Origin of the sequence: Crystallibacter permensis (assembly GCF_025960875.1) — a bacterium.
In the GTDB taxonomy this organism is placed as follows: Bacteria; Actinomycetota; Actinomycetes; order Actinomycetales; family Micrococcaceae; genus Crystallibacter; species Crystallibacter permensis.
The window spans coordinates 89,930-106,980 of sequence record NZ_JAODLR010000005.1; the positions used below are offsets into that span (position 1 = coordinate 89,930).

The 17,051-nt window shown below is 67.3% G+C and carries 8 protein-coding genes; all 8 read right to left on the reverse strand.

Going from position 1 to position 17,051, the window contains the following annotated elements; genetic code table 11:
* Positions 1–21: 21 nt before the first annotated feature.
* The 8 genes from B0G38_RS07885 to B0G38_RS07920 all read right to left on the reverse strand — a co-directional run bounded on the left by B0G38_RS07885 (position 22) and on the right by B0G38_RS07920 (position 16,345).
* A complete protein-coding gene (locus B0G38_RS07885; protein WP_264668927.1) occupies positions 22–813 on the reverse strand; it encodes a hypothetical protein in 792 nt (263 codons plus the stop codon).
* Complete coding sequence (locus tag B0G38_RS07890) at positions 810–2,435, reverse strand: polysaccharide deacetylase family protein (protein WP_264668928.1); 1,626 nt, start codon at positions 2,433–2,435, stop codon at positions 810–812. The genes B0G38_RS07885 and B0G38_RS07890 overlap by 4 nt, the downstream gene beginning before the upstream one ends.
* A gap of 101 nt (positions 2,436–2,536) precedes the next feature.
* Entirely contained in the window at positions 2,537–3,592 is a 1,056-nt protein-coding gene (locus tag B0G38_RS07895; protein WP_264668929.1) for a dTDP-glucose 4,6-dehydratase, read from the reverse strand.
* 63 nt (positions 3,593–3,655) lie between these two features.
* Complete coding sequence (locus tag B0G38_RS07900; protein WP_264668930.1) at positions 3,656–5,029, reverse strand: nucleotide sugar dehydrogenase; 1,374 nt, start codon at positions 5,027–5,029, stop codon at positions 3,656–3,658.
* A 349-nt stretch (positions 5,030–5,378) separates the two neighbouring features.
* Positions 5,379–8,285 carry a helix-turn-helix transcriptional regulator gene (locus B0G38_RS07905; protein ID WP_264668931.1) on the reverse strand — a complete coding sequence of 969 codons (2,907 nt, stop codon included), beginning with the start codon at positions 8,283–8,285 and terminating at the stop codon, positions 5,379–5,381.
* A gap of 206 nt (positions 8,286–8,491) precedes the next feature.
* The gene (locus tag B0G38_RS07910) at positions 8,492–10,552 is read right to left on the reverse strand and encodes a LuxR C-terminal-related transcriptional regulator (protein WP_264668932.1); all 2,061 of its coding nucleotides are present in this window, start codon (positions 10,550–10,552) and stop codon (positions 8,492–8,494) included.
* Positions 10,553–10,871: 319 nt separating this feature from the next.
* Positions 10,872–13,610 carry a helix-turn-helix transcriptional regulator gene (locus B0G38_RS07915; protein ID WP_264668933.1) on the reverse strand — a complete coding sequence of 913 codons (2,739 nt, stop codon included), beginning with the start codon at positions 13,608–13,610 and terminating at the stop codon, positions 10,872–10,874.
* A gap of 26 nt (positions 13,611–13,636) precedes the next feature.
* Positions 13,637–16,345 carry a helix-turn-helix transcriptional regulator gene (locus tag B0G38_RS07920; protein WP_264668934.1) on the reverse strand — a complete coding sequence of 903 codons (2,709 nt, stop codon included), beginning with the start codon at positions 16,343–16,345 and terminating at the stop codon, positions 13,637–13,639.
* Positions 16,346–17,051 lie beyond the last annotated feature (706 nt).

Consider the following 17,051-nt stretch of genomic DNA (forward strand, 5'->3'; position numbering starts at 1 on the left):
TTGTGCTGCAATAGACAGGTGCTAGCTGCTCCTTTGTCCCTGCTGGACCTGGAGCGTAGTGATCCGCTTGAGCCAAGGGCCGTTGGGAACGTCCTCGTCGTCGACGAACTGCCAGTCCACCTTGTCGTGCGCGCCGTTGAGCGAGCTGAATCCCAGGCAGCCGTTCAGCGCGGGTGAGACGTCCATGCCTGCGCCGTTGAATTCGGTGTTTGCGGGCCGATGGTCTCCTTTGCCGAAAACGTAAGTGGCGTCGTCGTACTTCCCGGGTCCGGCATCCTGGATCTGGCCGTAACAAACCCGGTCCCCTTTCTTGATCCGGACCCAGCGGTTCTTCATGTAGCTGAAAGACTTGTCCGTTTCCTTGCCGGCGTAAGCCGGTTCCTGTGCCCACGGGATGACGCTCCCGCGCATGGCGAAGGCGAGCGAATTATTGATGTCGTCGAAAGGCAGATCGAGGTAGAACGGGTTCTGCTTGGGCACCATCTGTGTGGGGTAGTACCCGTTGGTCTGGGTACGCCGTTCGGTAGTGCAGACATTATCGACGACGACGCCGTCGCAGCCTCCGTAGTTCTCCAGCCAGAAACTGTCGTAAGCGGACTGGAGCTGGCTGCCATCGGGGGCGTCCGGGTCGAAGACCTCGCCGACCCAGAAAGTGGTGGCAATGATGTCCGTGTGCCAGGGGTATTTTTGGTTGTTCGGCTCAAGGTCGGAATCGGTACCGGTAGGGCCGGGAGGCACGCACGATGCCAGAAGTGCTCCGGCTGCAATGAGTGCCGTCATGATCGCCACCGTGGTTGTGGCCCACTTCTTCACGGTGCCTGCTCCGGCGACGGCTGGACCGCCGATGGTTGGGCCGGTGATGGTTGCGCCGGTGGCGCTCCATTCGCGTCGTAAAGTGCGTAGTTGTCGGTGACCAGAGTGCCGTTGCCGATGAGTCCGATACCGAACGTCAGGGCAGTGGCGTGAGCCGGAACCGGTGGCGTAGTCCATTCGGCGTGGACGAACTCTTCGACCGGGTCAAGGTACGGGCTGGCCGTCCAGTAATGCCAGGCGCCTTGCCCGTCCCGGTAGTAGACGCTGAATTGTGCGTTGGTTTCCGTTTTGTAGTCGGCGCGCAGGGAGTATCTGTGGCCGGGAGCGACAGCCGGGGCGCACTCGCCGAGGTCCTGCCGGGTGATCAGCTTGGCGTCCCCGTCGACGTAGTCCGTCACCACGAGTTCGGCGGCGTTCGAGCCGTCCGGTCCGCGGCTCCGGCTGAATTCGGCGCGGTTGTTGCCGTAACCGCCTTCCACCCAGCAGAACGGTGCTGCATCCCGCTGTGACTGGTTCAGGTTGCCGTTGACCAGGGCGTTCTCCCCTGCCGCAGGCGGCTCGGGTGCGGGCACTTCCGCCGGTTCCCGGTTGGGTCCGCCGATGACTTGCTGGACGGTCCGGACCACGGTGCTGCTTCCTGTGGAGGCGACGCTGACGGAATCCGGAGCCGGTGCGTCGGGGACGTTCCCGACGTCGTTGGCTGTTGCTTGGTCATCAGGGGTGCTTCGCTGGGCCAGCCAGTCGACGAACTCGGTGAAGAGATCTTCTTCCACGTCGATGTCGGTGCACTCGAAGGGACACATGCCGTGGAATGTCAGGATGACCCAGCCGCCGCTGTCCTCGGCTCGGGTGACCGTGTCCTGCAGGTCCTGCAGGGTCCAGTCGGCTTCGACCTGTTCCGGGGCCTTCAGCAGGTAGGGGTCGGCCGGACGAAGCGACTCGGTTTCCGGACAGTCCTCGCAGCCTTCGCCGGCAGTGTCCCCGAGCCCGCGGGCGCTGTTGTAGCCGCACTCGCTCACCAGGGATTCGAGTTCAGGAGTACTGGAGGCGAAGGGAAAGGCGAAGTTGGTGACATCGAAGCCCCAGCCATTCAGGTTGGCCCGGTCCTGGCAGATCTCCCGTGCCGCTTCCTGGAATCCAAGGTCCTGGATGTCCTGATGGGACAGGGTGTGGCCACCGATTTCGTGGTCGGCCAGGGCAATTTCCTTCGCCTGCTGCAGTGTCAGGTAGCGGGGTGAACCGAGGTTGCCGGAATTGAGGTAGAAGGTCCCCTGCAGGCCGGCGTCCGCCAGGATCTCCGCCGCGCGCGCTTGGCCGCGGAAGCCGTCGTCGAACGTCAGGGAAACCACCGTTTGTCCTGGTGCGGCCACCATCGGATCGGCCGGCATGTAGTCCGGCACGTCGATGGCGGCGGCGGGATCCTGCTGGGGCGGGGAAACCTGTACCTCGGCAGGTTCTGCGTCGGCGGCGGGGCCGGACGTGTCCAGCCACTGGTCGCCGAAGACCAGGAAGGCAGCCGGAAGCGCCAGCAGCACCAGTGCCGCCAGCCACTGCAGCGAGCGTCTTGAACCGCGGGTGTCTGCGGCCGGCACCGCAGGCACAGAGCGGCGTTTGAGACCCATGATGTAAGTCCTTTCCTCCAGTGGTCCCACGGCTCTGCCCTTCGGGCTGTGGGACCGTCGCCGGAGCCGCCGCGGTGTTGCAGTGGCGGCCCGGCCAGGGGCTAACGGGCAGCGAGTGCGGCGGGTTCGGTGGTGGTGATGCCTGCGGTAGTTACGGCGTCGTGCGTTGTTGCCGCGGCCCGGGCCGGGGCCCTCATGACGGTCTGCCAGGACATGGCCACGTTGGAAATGATCTCCGCGATGGTGGTTTTCGGGTTGAAGCCCACCAGCTCGCGCGCCTTCGAATTGTCCGGTACCCGCCGGCGCATGTCCTCGTAGCCCGGCGCGTAGGCCTTGTCATACGGGACCAGCCTGATGTCGCTGGCGCTCTCCAACTGGTCGATGATCCGTTCGGCCAGGGCGAGGATGGAGACTTCGTACGTGCCACCAAGGTTGAACGCCTGGCCATAAGCCGCGGGATGCTCGGCGATCCTGACCAGGGCTGGCACGACGTCCGCCACGTAGGAGAAGCAACGGGACTGGGTTCCGTCGCCGAAGACGGTCAACGGCTCGTCCCGCTGGGCCTGCCCCACGAGGTTCGGCACCACCATGCCGTAACGGCCGGTCTGCCGCGGTCCCACCGTGTTGAACAACCGCACGATGGCCACGCGCAGGCCGAACTCCTTCCAGTAGGCGTGTGCGAAGGCTTCGTCGATGCCCTTCGCTGCCGCGTAGGTCCAGCGGGACTTCAGCGGTGAGCCGAGGATGCGGTCGGAGTCCTCCGGCAGCGAGTCCGACGCGTTCTTGCCGTACACCTCGCTGGTGGACGCCAGCAGCAGGATGGCACCGGCGTCGAGCGTTGCATCCAGCACTATCTCGGTGCCATGGATGTTGGTGCGCAGGCTCCGCAGCGGTTCTTCGACTATGAGCTTGACGCCCACCGCCGCGGCCAGGTGGAACACCCGGTCTGCGCCGGCGACCACGCTGTCAACCGCAGCCCGGTCGAGGATGCTGCCTTCGACGAACCGGAAGCGCGGGTGACGCCTTACGTTGGCCAGGTTCTCCAGCGAACCGGTGGACAGATCATCCAGCACGGCCACCTCGTCCCCCGAGGCGAGCAGATATTCGGTCAGGTGGCTGCCGATAAACCCGGCGCCTCCGGTAATGGCTGTTTTCATTTCCGATCCCCAATGTGCAGTGAAATGTGCAGTGAACTTGTTTCAGCGGTGCTAGAGCTAGTGCTACAGCCGGACGGTGTTCGCCGTCAGCGGCAGCCGGTAAGTGGTATCCAGGACGGTCGGCACATCGGCCAGCCAGCCGAGTTCGAAGTTGCTGTGTGCTGTATGCATGATGACCACGTGCGCGCCGAACTTCTTCGGGTCGGCGACTGAACGCAGTTCCAGCCCCTCGTGGTTGAGCTCGCCGATCAGCGGATCCACGTAGCCCACAATGGCTCCCTCCGCCGCGAGGCCGGCCAGGATCTCCAGCGCGGGCGATTCACGCAGGTCCTCCACATCCGGCTTGTAGGCCACGCCGGCCACCAGGATGCGTGCCCCGGCCAGGCCATGGTCCCTGTCGGAAAGGATCTTCCTGGTCCGATCCACCACCTGGTGCGGACGGGCGGCGATGCCGTGCATGGCCTGTTCGATCACCGGGGCGGTCAACCGGTTACGGCGCAGCTGCCACAGCAGGTAGTGCGGATCGCACGGGATGCAGTGCCCGCCCACGCCCGGCCCCGGGGTGAAGCGCATGAATCCGAACGGCTTGGTGTCCGCGGCGTCGATGACATCCATGACCTGGATGCCTAGCGCCGTGCAGATGTCGGCGAACTCGTTGGCCAGTGCGATGTTGACCGCCCGGAAGGTGTTCTCCACCAGCTTGGTCATTTCCGCGGCCTCCGCCGTCGGCACCACATGCACATTCGGCACGTATTTGCCCAACAGCTCGGCGGCGCGTTCCCCGCAGGCCGCCGTTACGCCGCCGACCACCCGTGGCACTTCCTCCTGGCTGAACGTGTCGACACCGGGATTGATGCGCTCCGGGCTGAACGCCACATGGACATCGGTGCCCGGCAGCAGCCCGCGGGCGGCCAGCGGATCGGCGAGCATGTCCTTGGTGCTGCCCACGTAGGTGGTGGAGGTCAGGATCAGCAGCTGGCCCGGAACGGCGCTGGTCACCACCGTGGCGCAGGCCTGGCGCAGGATGCCCAGGTCCGGCACCAAGTAGCTGTCCACGGGGGTCGGCACCGCAATAACGACGGCGGCAGCCCGCTTCAGCTGGACGGGGTCGGAGGTCAGTTCGTAGCCGGAATCGTCCAAGGCCCGAGAGAGCCGTTCACGGTCCCCGGCGAGCAGATCGGCCCGTTGGTGCCGGATGGTTTGCAACCGGCGCTCGCTGACGTCCAGGCCGAGCACGCGGTAACCGGCTTCATGGAACGCCAGCGAGGTAGGCAGGCCCACATAACCCAGGCCGACAATGGCGACGTCGAACTCGAAATCGGTCTTCCTGACGGGCGTGATGTACATGTCCGGCAGGGCGTTGAAGGTCCTGCCGGCAACGCGCGGTGCCGCGCTCAGCGAATCCGGCGGACGAAGCCTCGGGTCTTGCAGAGTCATGATCTGATCCCCTGTCTGATCTGTGAATGGACTGACACGAATGATTGAGCGGATGCTGCCCCAAACAGCTTTTCCCGGTGATGCTCCCCGCGTTTCCCCTACGTTGTTCCCCTTTGTTCCCCGGCGACCTGACGCTTTCTTATGAAGACGGGGCCGGCAGTGAGGGGCAAAAGTCTCGGTCTCAGAAGACTTCGTTCACCGCCGGTCCCGCCATGGCCCGGACCGCGGCGGCTGCGGGGGCTTTCCCGCCGCGGTCCGGATCAGGAGCGGGTTGGCCGTGGCGTTGCCTGCCCCATTTCTTCAGCCTAGGAAGCTGCGGCGGCCACGGCACGAGTGCTTCCTACGCGTTTTACCCGCCTCCTACTTGCATCGCGGGCAGGGCATCACGTGGGGCGAGCGCGGCGGGCTCCACCGGTTGCGTGCCACTAAGTACGACGGCGGCAAGCTCACCTCGGGTGCGCACGTGCAGTTTGTCGTAGATCCGGTAGATATGGCCTTCCACCGTCCGCACGGAGACGCCCAGCCGTGCCGCGATGTCCCGGCTGCGCATACCCTGCGCCACGAGCGTGGCGACGTCCCGCTCGCGGTAGGTGAGCTCCCGGGTGGCGAACGAATCGTTCAGCTGGGAGGTCACAACGTCGGGCAGCTGCAGCCGCAGCTGCTGGACCAGCCGCACGGCCTTCCGCTGCCTGGCCCGCTGCCCGTCCCGGCGGCCCTCGCGTTGGCCGTCGCGTTGGCCCTCGCGTGCCAGGTATCGGGCGCCGTAGGCGGCGGCTTCTGCGGCGAGCAGCGGGTAGCCGGCATCGGCCGCGTCCCGGGCGAGGACGAGGATGCGGTCCGCATTCTTATCCAGCAGTGCCTGGGCGAAGGCATGGAGCAACCCGTTTTCCCTGCCGGCCGGTGCTGCGGTGATGTCCCGCAGCCGCGCCAGCCCGTCCAGTTCTCCGAGCCGCAGCAACAGAATGTGGACTTCGGTTTCCTCGGTCACCCGGCCGAGTTCGGCCAGACGTGCCGCCAGCCCGGTCAGCTCCTGAACCGCAGCGGTCATGCCGTGCGTGGCAGCGCCAGCGGCGGCAATCCGGGCCTGGGCCGTGAGGGGCATGGCCTCGTGGACGTCGCCTCTGTCGTGGATGCTGCCCATTCGGTGGGGCAGGTGCTCGTTGAAAGCGTTGGTGCACGATAACACAATCTCGCGCTCGTTGAGCATGGCGGCTGCATCCGCGGCCAGACCCAGCGAGTAACCGAGCAGCTGGTGCGGATCATGCATCCGCAGCGAGTCCACCGCCAGCAGCAACCGGTCCAGGCTGGCCCGGACGCGCCCTTGTTTGAGTTCCACCCAGCCGTGCAGGAACTCGGTGGTTCCACCGAAGACCACCAGTGATTCCGGCCTGTCGGTTTCGTAACGTTCCAGGTGGCCGGCTGCGCCGGTGAGATGTCCGGCCTGGACCAGGCAGCGGATGAGGCGCAGGGCCAGGCCTTCCTGCAAAACGTTCCCAGTGTCCGGTTCGTGTTCCATCTGGCGGAGCACCGCGCTGGCGATGTCCGTGCTGGTCTGCCGGTCGCCGGTGGCCAGAGCCGCCTCGGCCAGGAGCGTCTTGGCCACCAGGACTACGTCTTCGGTTGCCGGGTCCTGGCGATCCTCGTACTGCTGAGCAGCGTCTGCCTCGGCAGCCAGCCGCCACAGCCCCGGGATGCTTTCGGCAAACCGGCCTTCCAGCTGCATCGCATGGTGGTGCAGCAGCCTGTCGAACCGGCGGTCCTCCGGCTTCAGGATCCGGCGCGTCAGCGCGATGTCCCAGTTCCGGAGCAGCTGGCTCAACTGCTCCGCCCCGGCACCGGTCCGCACCACTACTTCCTGGCCCAGCAGGACCGCGTCGCGGAGCACTGCAGGGTAGGTGGAATTGGCCAGGACCTCGGACAACCGGGCCAGCGCGCGGCCGGCATAACCCTGGCGCAGGTAGATCCGGACGATCTCTACTTCCGCCGCGGGTGCCAACCGCGGCGACTCGATCACCGTCGCAGCCCGCAGCGCCAGCGCGAGGTCGTGACCCCGGTTGGCCTGCTGCGCGGTGGCCAGCAGTGTCTTCTCGCTCAGCGGAAGCTGCGCGTCTAGGGCCCATCTGGACGGCCCCACGCTGTCGGGAGTTAGCTCCGGTTCGTCGACGAGGATCTGGGTGAACCGGCCGTACAGTTCTCGACGGGTGCCGGCGGGCGCGATACTGCGCACCGCCGCTGCGGGGTAGGCCGGCCCGAGCCGGACCAACGGACCGAAGTGGGCCAACGCTTCCGCCGCGGCTGCCCGGTCCTGGCGGTGGGCCTGGTGGTGATTCTGGGTGTGGTCCTTATCCTGGTCCGAGTCCGAGTCCGAGTCCGGGTCCCTACCCTGGTCCGTCTCTTCGAAGTCGAACTCGAGCAAGCGCCCGGCTTGGAGCCGCTCGAAGTGTCCTCCCCCGGCAAGCCGCGACAGCAGGCGCAAGCGCAGCGGACCGGCGAGGGCCACGGCGTAGACCGTTTCCTGCTCCGCGGGTGCCAACCGCTGCAGGTCCTCCCGGAGCATGTCCTGCAGGAGCTCGCTGGTTTCCGGGAAGCGGCCGTTGGGCAGCCAATTGCCGTTGTGTTCGACCAGCCGGTTCAGCCGGCGGCTTTCCGCCAGCAAGGCCAGCAGGTTCCGTGGATGACCGCCGGAGTTCCGGTCGAGCAGCCGGATTGCGGCCGGGAGCACCGGACCTCCGAGGACGTGCCGGACGACGTCGTGGACTTCCGGCACCGTCAGCGGGGCCAGTTCGCAGCGTTCCAGCTGACCGTCCTGCTGCAAGGCCACCAGCTCCGGATCAAGGGAATTCCCCGGCCGGGCCGCCAGCAGCGCTTGAACGGCTCCGCTTCCGATCAGCTGGGCCAGTATGCCCGCGCTGCCGGGATCGAGTTCGTGGGCATCGTCCACCAGCAGCACGGGCGGTTCGGCGTGGCCGGAGAGGAACCGCAGCGTCGCCCGCAGGACCTCCACCGGTAGCGTGTCCGGTGCCGGTGGAACCTCGTCGCCGAGCAGCGGACCCAGCGCCGCGAACGGTACGTCGAGCAGCGACGCCGCGCTGCCGGCAAGCCGGATGAAACGGAAATCCGGCCTCAACACCTGGGCGATGTGTCCGAGGAGAGCGGTCTTGCCGATCCCCGGTGCCCCGACAATGAGTGCGCCGCGGACGGCCGCATTGTGCAGGATTGCCGTGACGGCGGCCGTGGCGCGCCCGCGTCCTGGCAAGGCTGGAAGTCCTGCCAACGCTGGAAGGCGAGGCACCGCCGTCGTACTTATTGGTGGTGATTCCCCAGAGACTGTTTCCCCGTTCAGCGCCTCCCCTGGTGCTGCTTCCCCGTTGTGTCCTGCCTCTTCCAAGGCCCCCGCGCGTGCGGGGATGATCGAGTGACTCATGATGAACCGTGTTTCTGCTGTGTTACCGCCCAGCTGACTTAGGCAAACGCGGCGGCCGGGACAGCCGGCGGGCCAACCTGCAATTTCCGGTAAATTTGCTGCAGGTGGCCTTCCACGGTGCGGATGGACACGTGCAGCCGTCGCGCGATGACCGCGTTGCTGGCGCCTGTTGCTGCCAGCGAAGCGATCTCGCGCTCACGCCCACTGAGGGCATCGTGAGTGCCGCCGCTGCCGGGCGCGAAGTCCGGCAGCCGGCGTTCGGCAAGAAAGAAAGTGTGCGCGGAACGCATCAGCGGGGTGTCGCGCTGCCGCGCCGCGATGGTCAATCCGGCCCGGGCGGCCTCCTGGGCGAAGATCCGGTTTCCCTGGGCAACAGCATGTTCCGCCGCGGCGAAAAGCCGGCCCGCGTCCCCGTGCGCGATGCCTTCGCCGAAGAGCCCGCACAGCCGGGCAAAGTTCCCCTGCACCTGGCCGGCGATCGTGGCGAGCCGGTCAGCCGATTCGGTGGCGCCGAGCCGGACCGCGCCGCTGACGAACAGCAGCTCGTCCGCGAGCGCGCCATGGGTGGTGGCCTGGGCGGCGCCCTGAAGCAGCCGGGCGATGGCCTGGTCACGATGGCCTACGGTGGCCGAGGCCATGGCGCGCAGGTAGCGGATCCAGAGGTGCTGCTGCCAGCTCACACCGGTATGGCCGGTATGAAGTACGACGGCGGGAAGCCGGCCAAGCTGCGTGCGTGCACCTTGCGTATCGCCGCCGAGTGCGTGGGCGTAAGCGGTCGCCGCTGCGGCAAGCGCGTCCAGGCCGTCCTCTACGTTGGCGGCCTGCAGTTGCACGGGCACCAGGCGGAGCTGAGTGAGCGCTTCGTCCGCCAGGCCTTCATCCGCGCTGGCTACCGCCTCTGCGATTTCGATCCACAACCAGGTTTGGGCGGGTCCCACAGCCGGGCCGGAGCTGAGGTTCGCCCGGGACGGGGTGGCGGCGGCGAACAACCGGCCGAAGCCATCCCACATCCGATGGTGTGCCAGGAACCGGAACCCGCGGGCTATCCCACTTGCGCAGCGAGCAAGTTCATCCGTGGGATCGGCAAGTCCAAGGGCAAGCCCGCCCGGTTGGCGGGGCCTGCCCTCTTGGTCCGTGCCGAGCAGTTCGGCGGCGAATTCCAGGGCATCGGTTTCGCGACCGGTGGCGGCCATCGCTTCACAGAGGACTGCTCCTGCCCGCAACCGCAGGGCAGGATCCCTCGACGGCAGGAGATCCTCCACCGCTGCGGGGACGTCAAGGTAGCGACCGTCGAACACCGCACGCTCGGCAGTGGTGAGCAACTCCAGCGCCGGGCTGGTGCTAGTGGGGGCGGCTGGCGCTGGGTCTGCCTGCGCTTCGTCTGCCACAGGCCGCGCCTCGGTGAGGATCCACCCGGCGTCGCAATGTACCAGCCGACCGGATTCAACCCATTCGCGGGTGAGCACACGCAGCAGCAGCGGGTTGCCGCCGCTGGCTTCATGGAGCGCCTCCACGGCCAAGAGGGTCAGTCGCGGACCAAGTGCTGCACCGAGCCATTCACCGGTTTCTTCCACGCCGAAGTCCGTCAGGTCCGTCCGCACGAGCCGGCCATCCTTCCACAAACGCAGCAGCCCGGCAGGTGTTCGGCGCGCATCGTCCGCACACGCCAGAAGGCGGGCGTCGCCGTCGTCGGCCATTGCGGTAATGACCGTGGCAGCGAGCGGATCGATCGCGTGTGCGTTGTCCACAAACAGCAGCACGGGCTTGCCGCCCGATCGCCGGTGCAGGAAACTGGCCACACTGCGCACCACGGCCAGCGGGTGTCCCAATTCCGCTTCGGGGATCTCGGCGAGCAGCACGTTCAGCGCGCCGTAGGGAAGACGTTCGACGGCGGGGCTGCCGCGGAGGTACTCGATGTGGACCTCGCCGTGCAGCCGGTGGAGTACGTCGAGGGCAAGGGACGACTTGCCGGTGCCGGGGCCGCCGATCAGCAGTGTGCCGCAGCCGGACCGGGACGCGGCGAGGGTGGCGGCCAGGTATGTGGCGAGGGATTCGGCCAGCTTGCTGCGGCTGCCCACCGGGTTGGGAACCGGCGGCATGGAAGGGGGCAGGTGAGCGTGTCGGTGCGAAGTCTTCTCATCCGGTGCGAGCGGTAGGTCAGACCACGCCGATGTAGGGCTGAACATGATGAGACCAATCGGCTGAAGCTACGTGCTATCGAGCCTAAAGTCGCGCCGATGTGCTGTCTTGCGTAGCGGTTACGGGTTCTTCGTGCCGAGGCGGCCGGACTGTACTCAGGAACCTTGGAGAAAGCTTGCCGACGGCGTGCGGACTACTCAGGTAGGTACGTGCAGGTACCGGCTCGCTGCCGCCGGGCGCTGCTGGCAGCCGGAAAGGCCGGACTGGTTACTCGGTTTGTCAGTCCAGGTGCTCCGCGGTCAGGTCCTCGCGGTTGCTGATCTGCAGCTTGGCGAACATCCGGTAGATGTGGCCCTCCACGGTGCGCACCGACAGGCTCAGCCGCCGGGCGATGTCCGAGTTGGCCAGTCCGCCCACCACCAGTCGTCCGATTTCCCGCTCGCGCCTGGTCAGCCTGGCGTGCACCGTAACTGCCCCAGCAGCAGGCAGACCGAACGCGGGCAGTCCCGCTCCGATCAGTCCGGCCCCGGACGACCCGCGGACCGCGAGTCCGCCCGGCTGCAGCCCGCCGGTGGCATCCGGCACCAGGGAGAGTTTCTGCAGCTGCCGTTTGACCTGCTGCAGGAAGTCCTGCCGCCCAGCGGCTCCACCGGTATGCTCGGGCAGCAGATCCCGCTGCTGGAGGCTCTGCAGGGTCAGCCGCAGGGCGTGCCCGACCGAAGGATCCCGGCTGAGCCTGAGCACCGCGTCCATGTCTTCGTCGCGCAGGGCCCGGGCGAACGAGGTCAGTTGCGCGGCGGGCGTTCCCTCGGTCAGGCCGGCGACCTTTACCAGTTCGTCCAGCTCCGTCAGGTCGCCCAGGCGCAGGCTCAGCTGCCGCAGGTCCAGCTCGGTGCTGGCCAGGCCGCGCTTCTTCGCGTCGCCGCTGAGCGTACGCAGCTTCCCGAGTCCGCCGGCGTCGTTTTGAATGAGGTAGCCGGCGGCGGCCACGTACCCCTGGCTCAGCAGCTGCAGCTGCGGCACGGACTTGTACGGCACGTCGGCGTATGCGGCCAGGTATTCGCCGGCGAGCGCGGTCAGCCCGGCCATGGCGGAGGCGTAGGCACCGGAGGCGAGGGCGATGGGCAGCAGGTGTTCGAGATCGGACTGGCGCAGTCCCTCGATGGCGGCGTTGAGCATCTGCAGCCCGCTGGCCGTCCGTCCCCGCAGGATCTCCCGCATGGCGTAGGCGTAGCTGACGGCGCCGCCGAAGTAGAACAGGCCGCGGTGCCCGGTGCCGGCGTACCGCTCCAGTTCAACGCGCACCTCATCCCATTCGGCGAGCCGCACGCAGGCCATGATGTGCGTGGTCAGGACGTATTCGTAGTACCCCAGCAGCTCGTCTTCGTTCCGCCGCAGCAGCGCCAGCGCCTCGCGGGTCAGCGCCGCTCCGCTGACCAGCCGGCCGGTGGCGGCATACACGTCGCCCAGCAGGGTCTTGATGACCAGCCCGGTCTCGGGGAAGCCGTCGGACTCTTCCTGCAACGTACGCAGTTCGGCTTCGGCTTCGGCCAGGCGGCCCTCGGAGAGCTTGGCGTGCACGCGCATCAGCCGGTGGCCCTGCTCGGCAATAACGACGGCGCGGCTCGCCTGCAGCTTCGGATTCGTGCCTTGGATCCGCTCCACCGCCCGGGCCCACTGATCGGCCAGGTCATACAGTCCGGCCGGTTCGCCATGCAGGTGCAGATGCAGCTGGGCAGCCAGCACCGCCGCCTGTTTGACCGTGCCCAGATCATCGGTCCGGGCCAGCACGCCGGCCAGCATTTCCCCGGCGCGCTCATAGTCGCCGGAATGGAAATGGGCGCGCGCAAGGGCCACCTGCGCCGCCGGCCGGTACGCCGGATCCCTGACCGCTCCGGCTGCGCGCAGGGCAAAGCGCGAGTGGAACAGTCCGTTGGCCACCTGCGCGGCCTGCAGCAGTTGCTGGTCCGGCACCGGCACGCCGCACTCGAGCGACCAGTCCACCGAGCGCAGCAGCGTCTCCACCCGGAACGGCCGGGAGCCCAGTTGGCCCAGATAGGCGGCGAGGCTGCGCCGGATCCTCAGGCTGCGCCCCGCGGGCACCATGGCCCGCAGCACCTGCGCGTAGATCGGGTGCGCCACGCGGACCAGCTGTTCGGCGTCGTCGCCAATGGTGATCAATCGGGCTTCGACCAGCGCGTCGATCTGGTCCCCCGCGCCGGTCTGCAGCAGGACCTGCAGCGGCACCGGGTCCGCCAGGGCGACCGTCTCCAGCAGCTCGCGTTCGGCATCGGTGCAGCGGCTGAAGTGGCCCTTGATCAGATCGGTTAGGCGCAGATCCGGAGGCAGCGGCTCCCCGCCCAGCAACCACACACCGTTGCGTTCCACCAGCGTGCCCTCCCGGCGGACCTGGGCCAGCAGCGCCAGCAGGAACATCGGGTTGCCGCCGGAGGACTGGACCAGTGCTTCGCTGATGCTGGGCAGGATTTCGCCCTGCAGCACCTGGCGGCAAAGCTCGTGGGCCTGCGCCCGGTCCAGCGGCTGCAGGGTATGACGCAGGATCAGCCCATCCGTGGCGAGCGACTGGATTTCCGGCGGCGGGGCCTGGATGGTCCGGCTCATCGCCAGCAGCCTGACCGCTCCCGAAGCCACCAGCTGCGCCGCCAGCAGGGAGCTGGACTCGTCGAGTTCGTGGACGTCGTCGATGACCATCAGCACGGGCGCCTTGCCCGGCGACAGCCGGTGGATGTAGGCGAGCACGGACCGCATGGCCGGCAGCACGGAGTCCTTCCGCTCCACCTGCAGGGCGGACAGGTACGGGGCCAGCGCGCCGAACGGTATGCGCGCGAGGCTGGGGCTGGCGTAGACCCGCAGCGGGGTCATCTCGCTGCCCAGCTCCGCGATGATGGCGCGGGCGAGCGCGCTTTTGCCCAGGCCCTGGTCGGCCACCAGCAGGGCGCCCCCGGTGGTCCGGATGGCGTGCAGGACAATGCTGAGGTCCGCTTCCCGCCCGACCAAACCGACGCTCCCGAAACCCTCCATGGTCAGGCGAGAAGTTCGGCAAGCTCGGTACGGCTGGAGACATGCAGCTTGCTGTAGATCTTGCCCAAGTGCCAGTCCACCGTGCGCGGCGAGAGGTTCATTTGCTCGCCGAGCTCCACGCTGCTGCGGCCCCGTGCGGCGGCCACGGTCAGTTCCTGTTCGAATCTGCTCAGCGTTTCGAAGCTGCGGTGAAGATCGTGGTGCCGGCGCAGCCTGCGGTAGCTGGAGTTGGCCAGTTCCCGCGCCTGGCGGGCGGTCAGCGGGTCCGATGCCGCGGACTGGGCGGCGGAGGCGGCCTCGTAAGCGAACAATTCGTTGCCATCCCCGCTGGCGAGTTCCGCCGCGTGAAGCCAAGCGGCGCCGTCGTTGTTGACCATTCCCGCGGCGAAAAGCCTGCCGGTCCTCGCCAGCTGTCCCGCCGTCTCCGGAACCCGATCCAGGATGACGACGGCGGCTTCGCGGTCCCCCAGCCTCGCGGCCGCGGTCAGGAAGAGCGCGTTGTGGGCGACCAAGCCCCGGCCTGCGGCGTGGTGAGCAAGCTGTTTCAGCTCGGCGAGTGCAGCCTCCCGGCCGCCGAGCAGGGCCTGTGCGGTGAGGCGGAAATAGGCGGCAACCACGCCGATGTTCCAGGGCGGTTGTTCACCGATTGCACCCAGCTTATCGAGGTAGTGCCGGGCGCGTGCGGTGTCGCCCTGCAAGGCGCTGCAGTAGGCGGCGGCGGCCAGCGCTGCAGGCTTCGCGCCGGCCGGATCGCGCCGCCTGAGTTTGCCCAAGGCCGGCAACAGATGGTCCAGCGCCTCGTCGGGCCGGCCGCAGGACGCGTGCAGCAGTCCCGCAGCCAGATCGCCGCCGGTGCCGGTGCCCGCGCTGGAGCCACGGGCCAGGCTGGCGAAACCGGTGCCGCGCCGGGGCGACAGCAGGTCCGCGGCGCGCTGCCAGAGTCCGCAGTTGAAGTAGATTTCGAAAACCCGTACCAGCACGGTGTCCCGCAGGGTCGGCGAGAGGTCAGAGTTCGCGGTACCGGCGTGCAGCCAGGCAACGACGGCAATCGCGTCCTCGCACCGCCCGGTGAGGGACCAGCCTTCGGCCAGCAGGCAGCCGGCGTAGAGGCGCATGCCCAGCGGCAGGGTTTCGTCGCCGTAAATGTCTTCGAGCTCGCGGGGCAGCTGGGCGTGCCGGCCCTCGAAGGTGGCGTACTCGGCGTCGATCAGCACGGCTTCCCAGCGCAACGGCGGGCCGCCGTCGTTGTTGGTGGTTCCGCCTGCGGTGTCCTCTCCGCTGCTGCCGATGGCGGTTTTCAGCTGCTCGATCACGGTGCGGGCTTCGGCGGCGCGGCCCGGAAGGCGGCGGAGCACGCGGTGCCGCTCGACGCACAGCAGCGTCCAAAGCCGCAGGTTTCCGCGTGCCGCCTCGAGAACCGACTCCAATGCCTCGGCCGCCGCGTTGAGTTCGCCCAGGCTGCGCAGAGCACTGGCTTCCTGAAGCACCATTTCGGGCCGCTTCCGGTGGTCCCGCACGCTCCGGACAAAACGGAGGGCACCGGCATGGTCGTAGAGCCGGTTGGCCAGCTGGGCCGCCCGCAGCGCCGCATCGGGCGGGAGTTCGACACCGCAGTCGATGCTCCACGAGGCAAAGCCCATCAGGGTGCCGCCCGGAATCGCGTTGAAATCTATGGTGGCAGCCACGGCCTCCCGCAGTTCCCGGCTGCGTGCCGGCGGCACGGATTCGCGCACGGTCTCGGCGCTGAGCTGGTTTTGCAGGCGGACGATAGGCGGCGAAGTGGCAAGCACGCGCATCACGCCGTGCTCTTCCAAGACGTCCAGGTCCTCCGGTGCGGCCAGCCGCTGCAGCGCCGCGAGCGGAAGTTCCACCGCGAAGGCCAGCAGCTCGATGATGCGCCGCTGCTCGGGGCCGTAGCGGTTCAGCCGGGCGCGGATAACCTCCGCAATCTCGCCGGAGCGGACCAGCGGCGCCACCAGGTCCCAGCTGCCGTCCTGCTCAACGAGAGTGCCGGCGTGGCGCTGCTCCGACGCGAGCATGCGCAGGAATCCCGGGCTGCCGGAGGTGTGGCTGTGCAGGTTTGCGACGGCGGTGCGGGCTACCCGCCCGCCGAGCAATGCCGAGAGGTACCCGCCGCTCTCCTCCAGCGTGAAGGGCGCAAGATCGATCCGCCGGACGCGGCCGTCGGCCCAGAGCCGGATGAACTCCTCGGCCGCACCGGTCAGTTCGCGCGCGAGGATCAGCACCTTCGCTTGGCCGGAGACCGCCAGTTGGGTCACGGCCATGACCGACATCGGGTCCAGATCATGGGCGTTCTCGACCAGCAGGACCATCGTCCGCCCATCGGCCTGTTCGGTCAGGAGCCGGGACAAGCCCTGCATGGCCAGCACCGGGTGGTCCAGCACATGTTCGGGCAGTTCACTGAGAAGATAGCCCAAGGCTGCGTAGGGCACGTTGGCGGAGATGCCGCTGCCGCGTACCGGGACAATATGGTGGTTGCCGTCGAACGTCTTGAGCGCTTCCAGCGCCAGCGCGGTCTTGCCCACGCCGGGCTCCCCCACGAGCATCGCGCCCACCTGCAGGTTGTCCTGCAGCGCGGAACGGACGTCCTCGATCTCCCGCTCCCGGCCCACAAAAACATTGGCCGGCGCCGGGAGTCCGACAGGTGAAACCGGGTTGCCGGCGCCGCGCATCAGGCTAATGGGCGACACCGTTCCTACGGCGTGCCCTGCTGGCTCCGGAAGATGGCCGGTCTGGTCCGACGCCCGCTCAATCCTGGCACCCGGATGCACTGCAGCCGCCCCCAAGACACGGCCGCGCACAGATCTTTTAACTGGTTCACGCCTCACACCTGCCACACATTCCCCAACGTCGGCGTTCCTGCATTGAGAATCAGCATACTGACGGCAGGCAGAAGTAACCAGTGGTTTGGAAAAACCTGTAACGCGGTAATAACGCCCGGCTGCTTAGCAGCGGACAAATCCTGCTCTGGCTGCGCGGCTGGTGCCAGACGCAGGGCGGCCTAATAGCAGTGAACAACACTCAATTCAGGGGTCCTTTTCCTGCGCCCGGATATGAAGTTTACGGGTTACTAAAACAAGTTCTGCCCTGCCGGATAAAGCTATCAATTTCCGTAATAAAAGCCCATACTTCGACGCCGGAGACTAATGCGCTTCAGCCGTTCCTGCGCATTCTCTGGAAGTTTCTCGATTAACTAGGCCCGGTGCCGCACCGAGGATGCGGCACCGGACGGTGCGAGGAACTGATTCCGCTGAAGCAAGCGGATTCCTCTTATCGGGACGGGTAGTCATCGGACCCGGCCACGTTTGGAATGTACGCCCATTAATCGCTTGCGCACATCAGTGAAACCCCAAAAAAGTACCGACGGAACGTTGTACGTAGGCAACTTTCCGATAA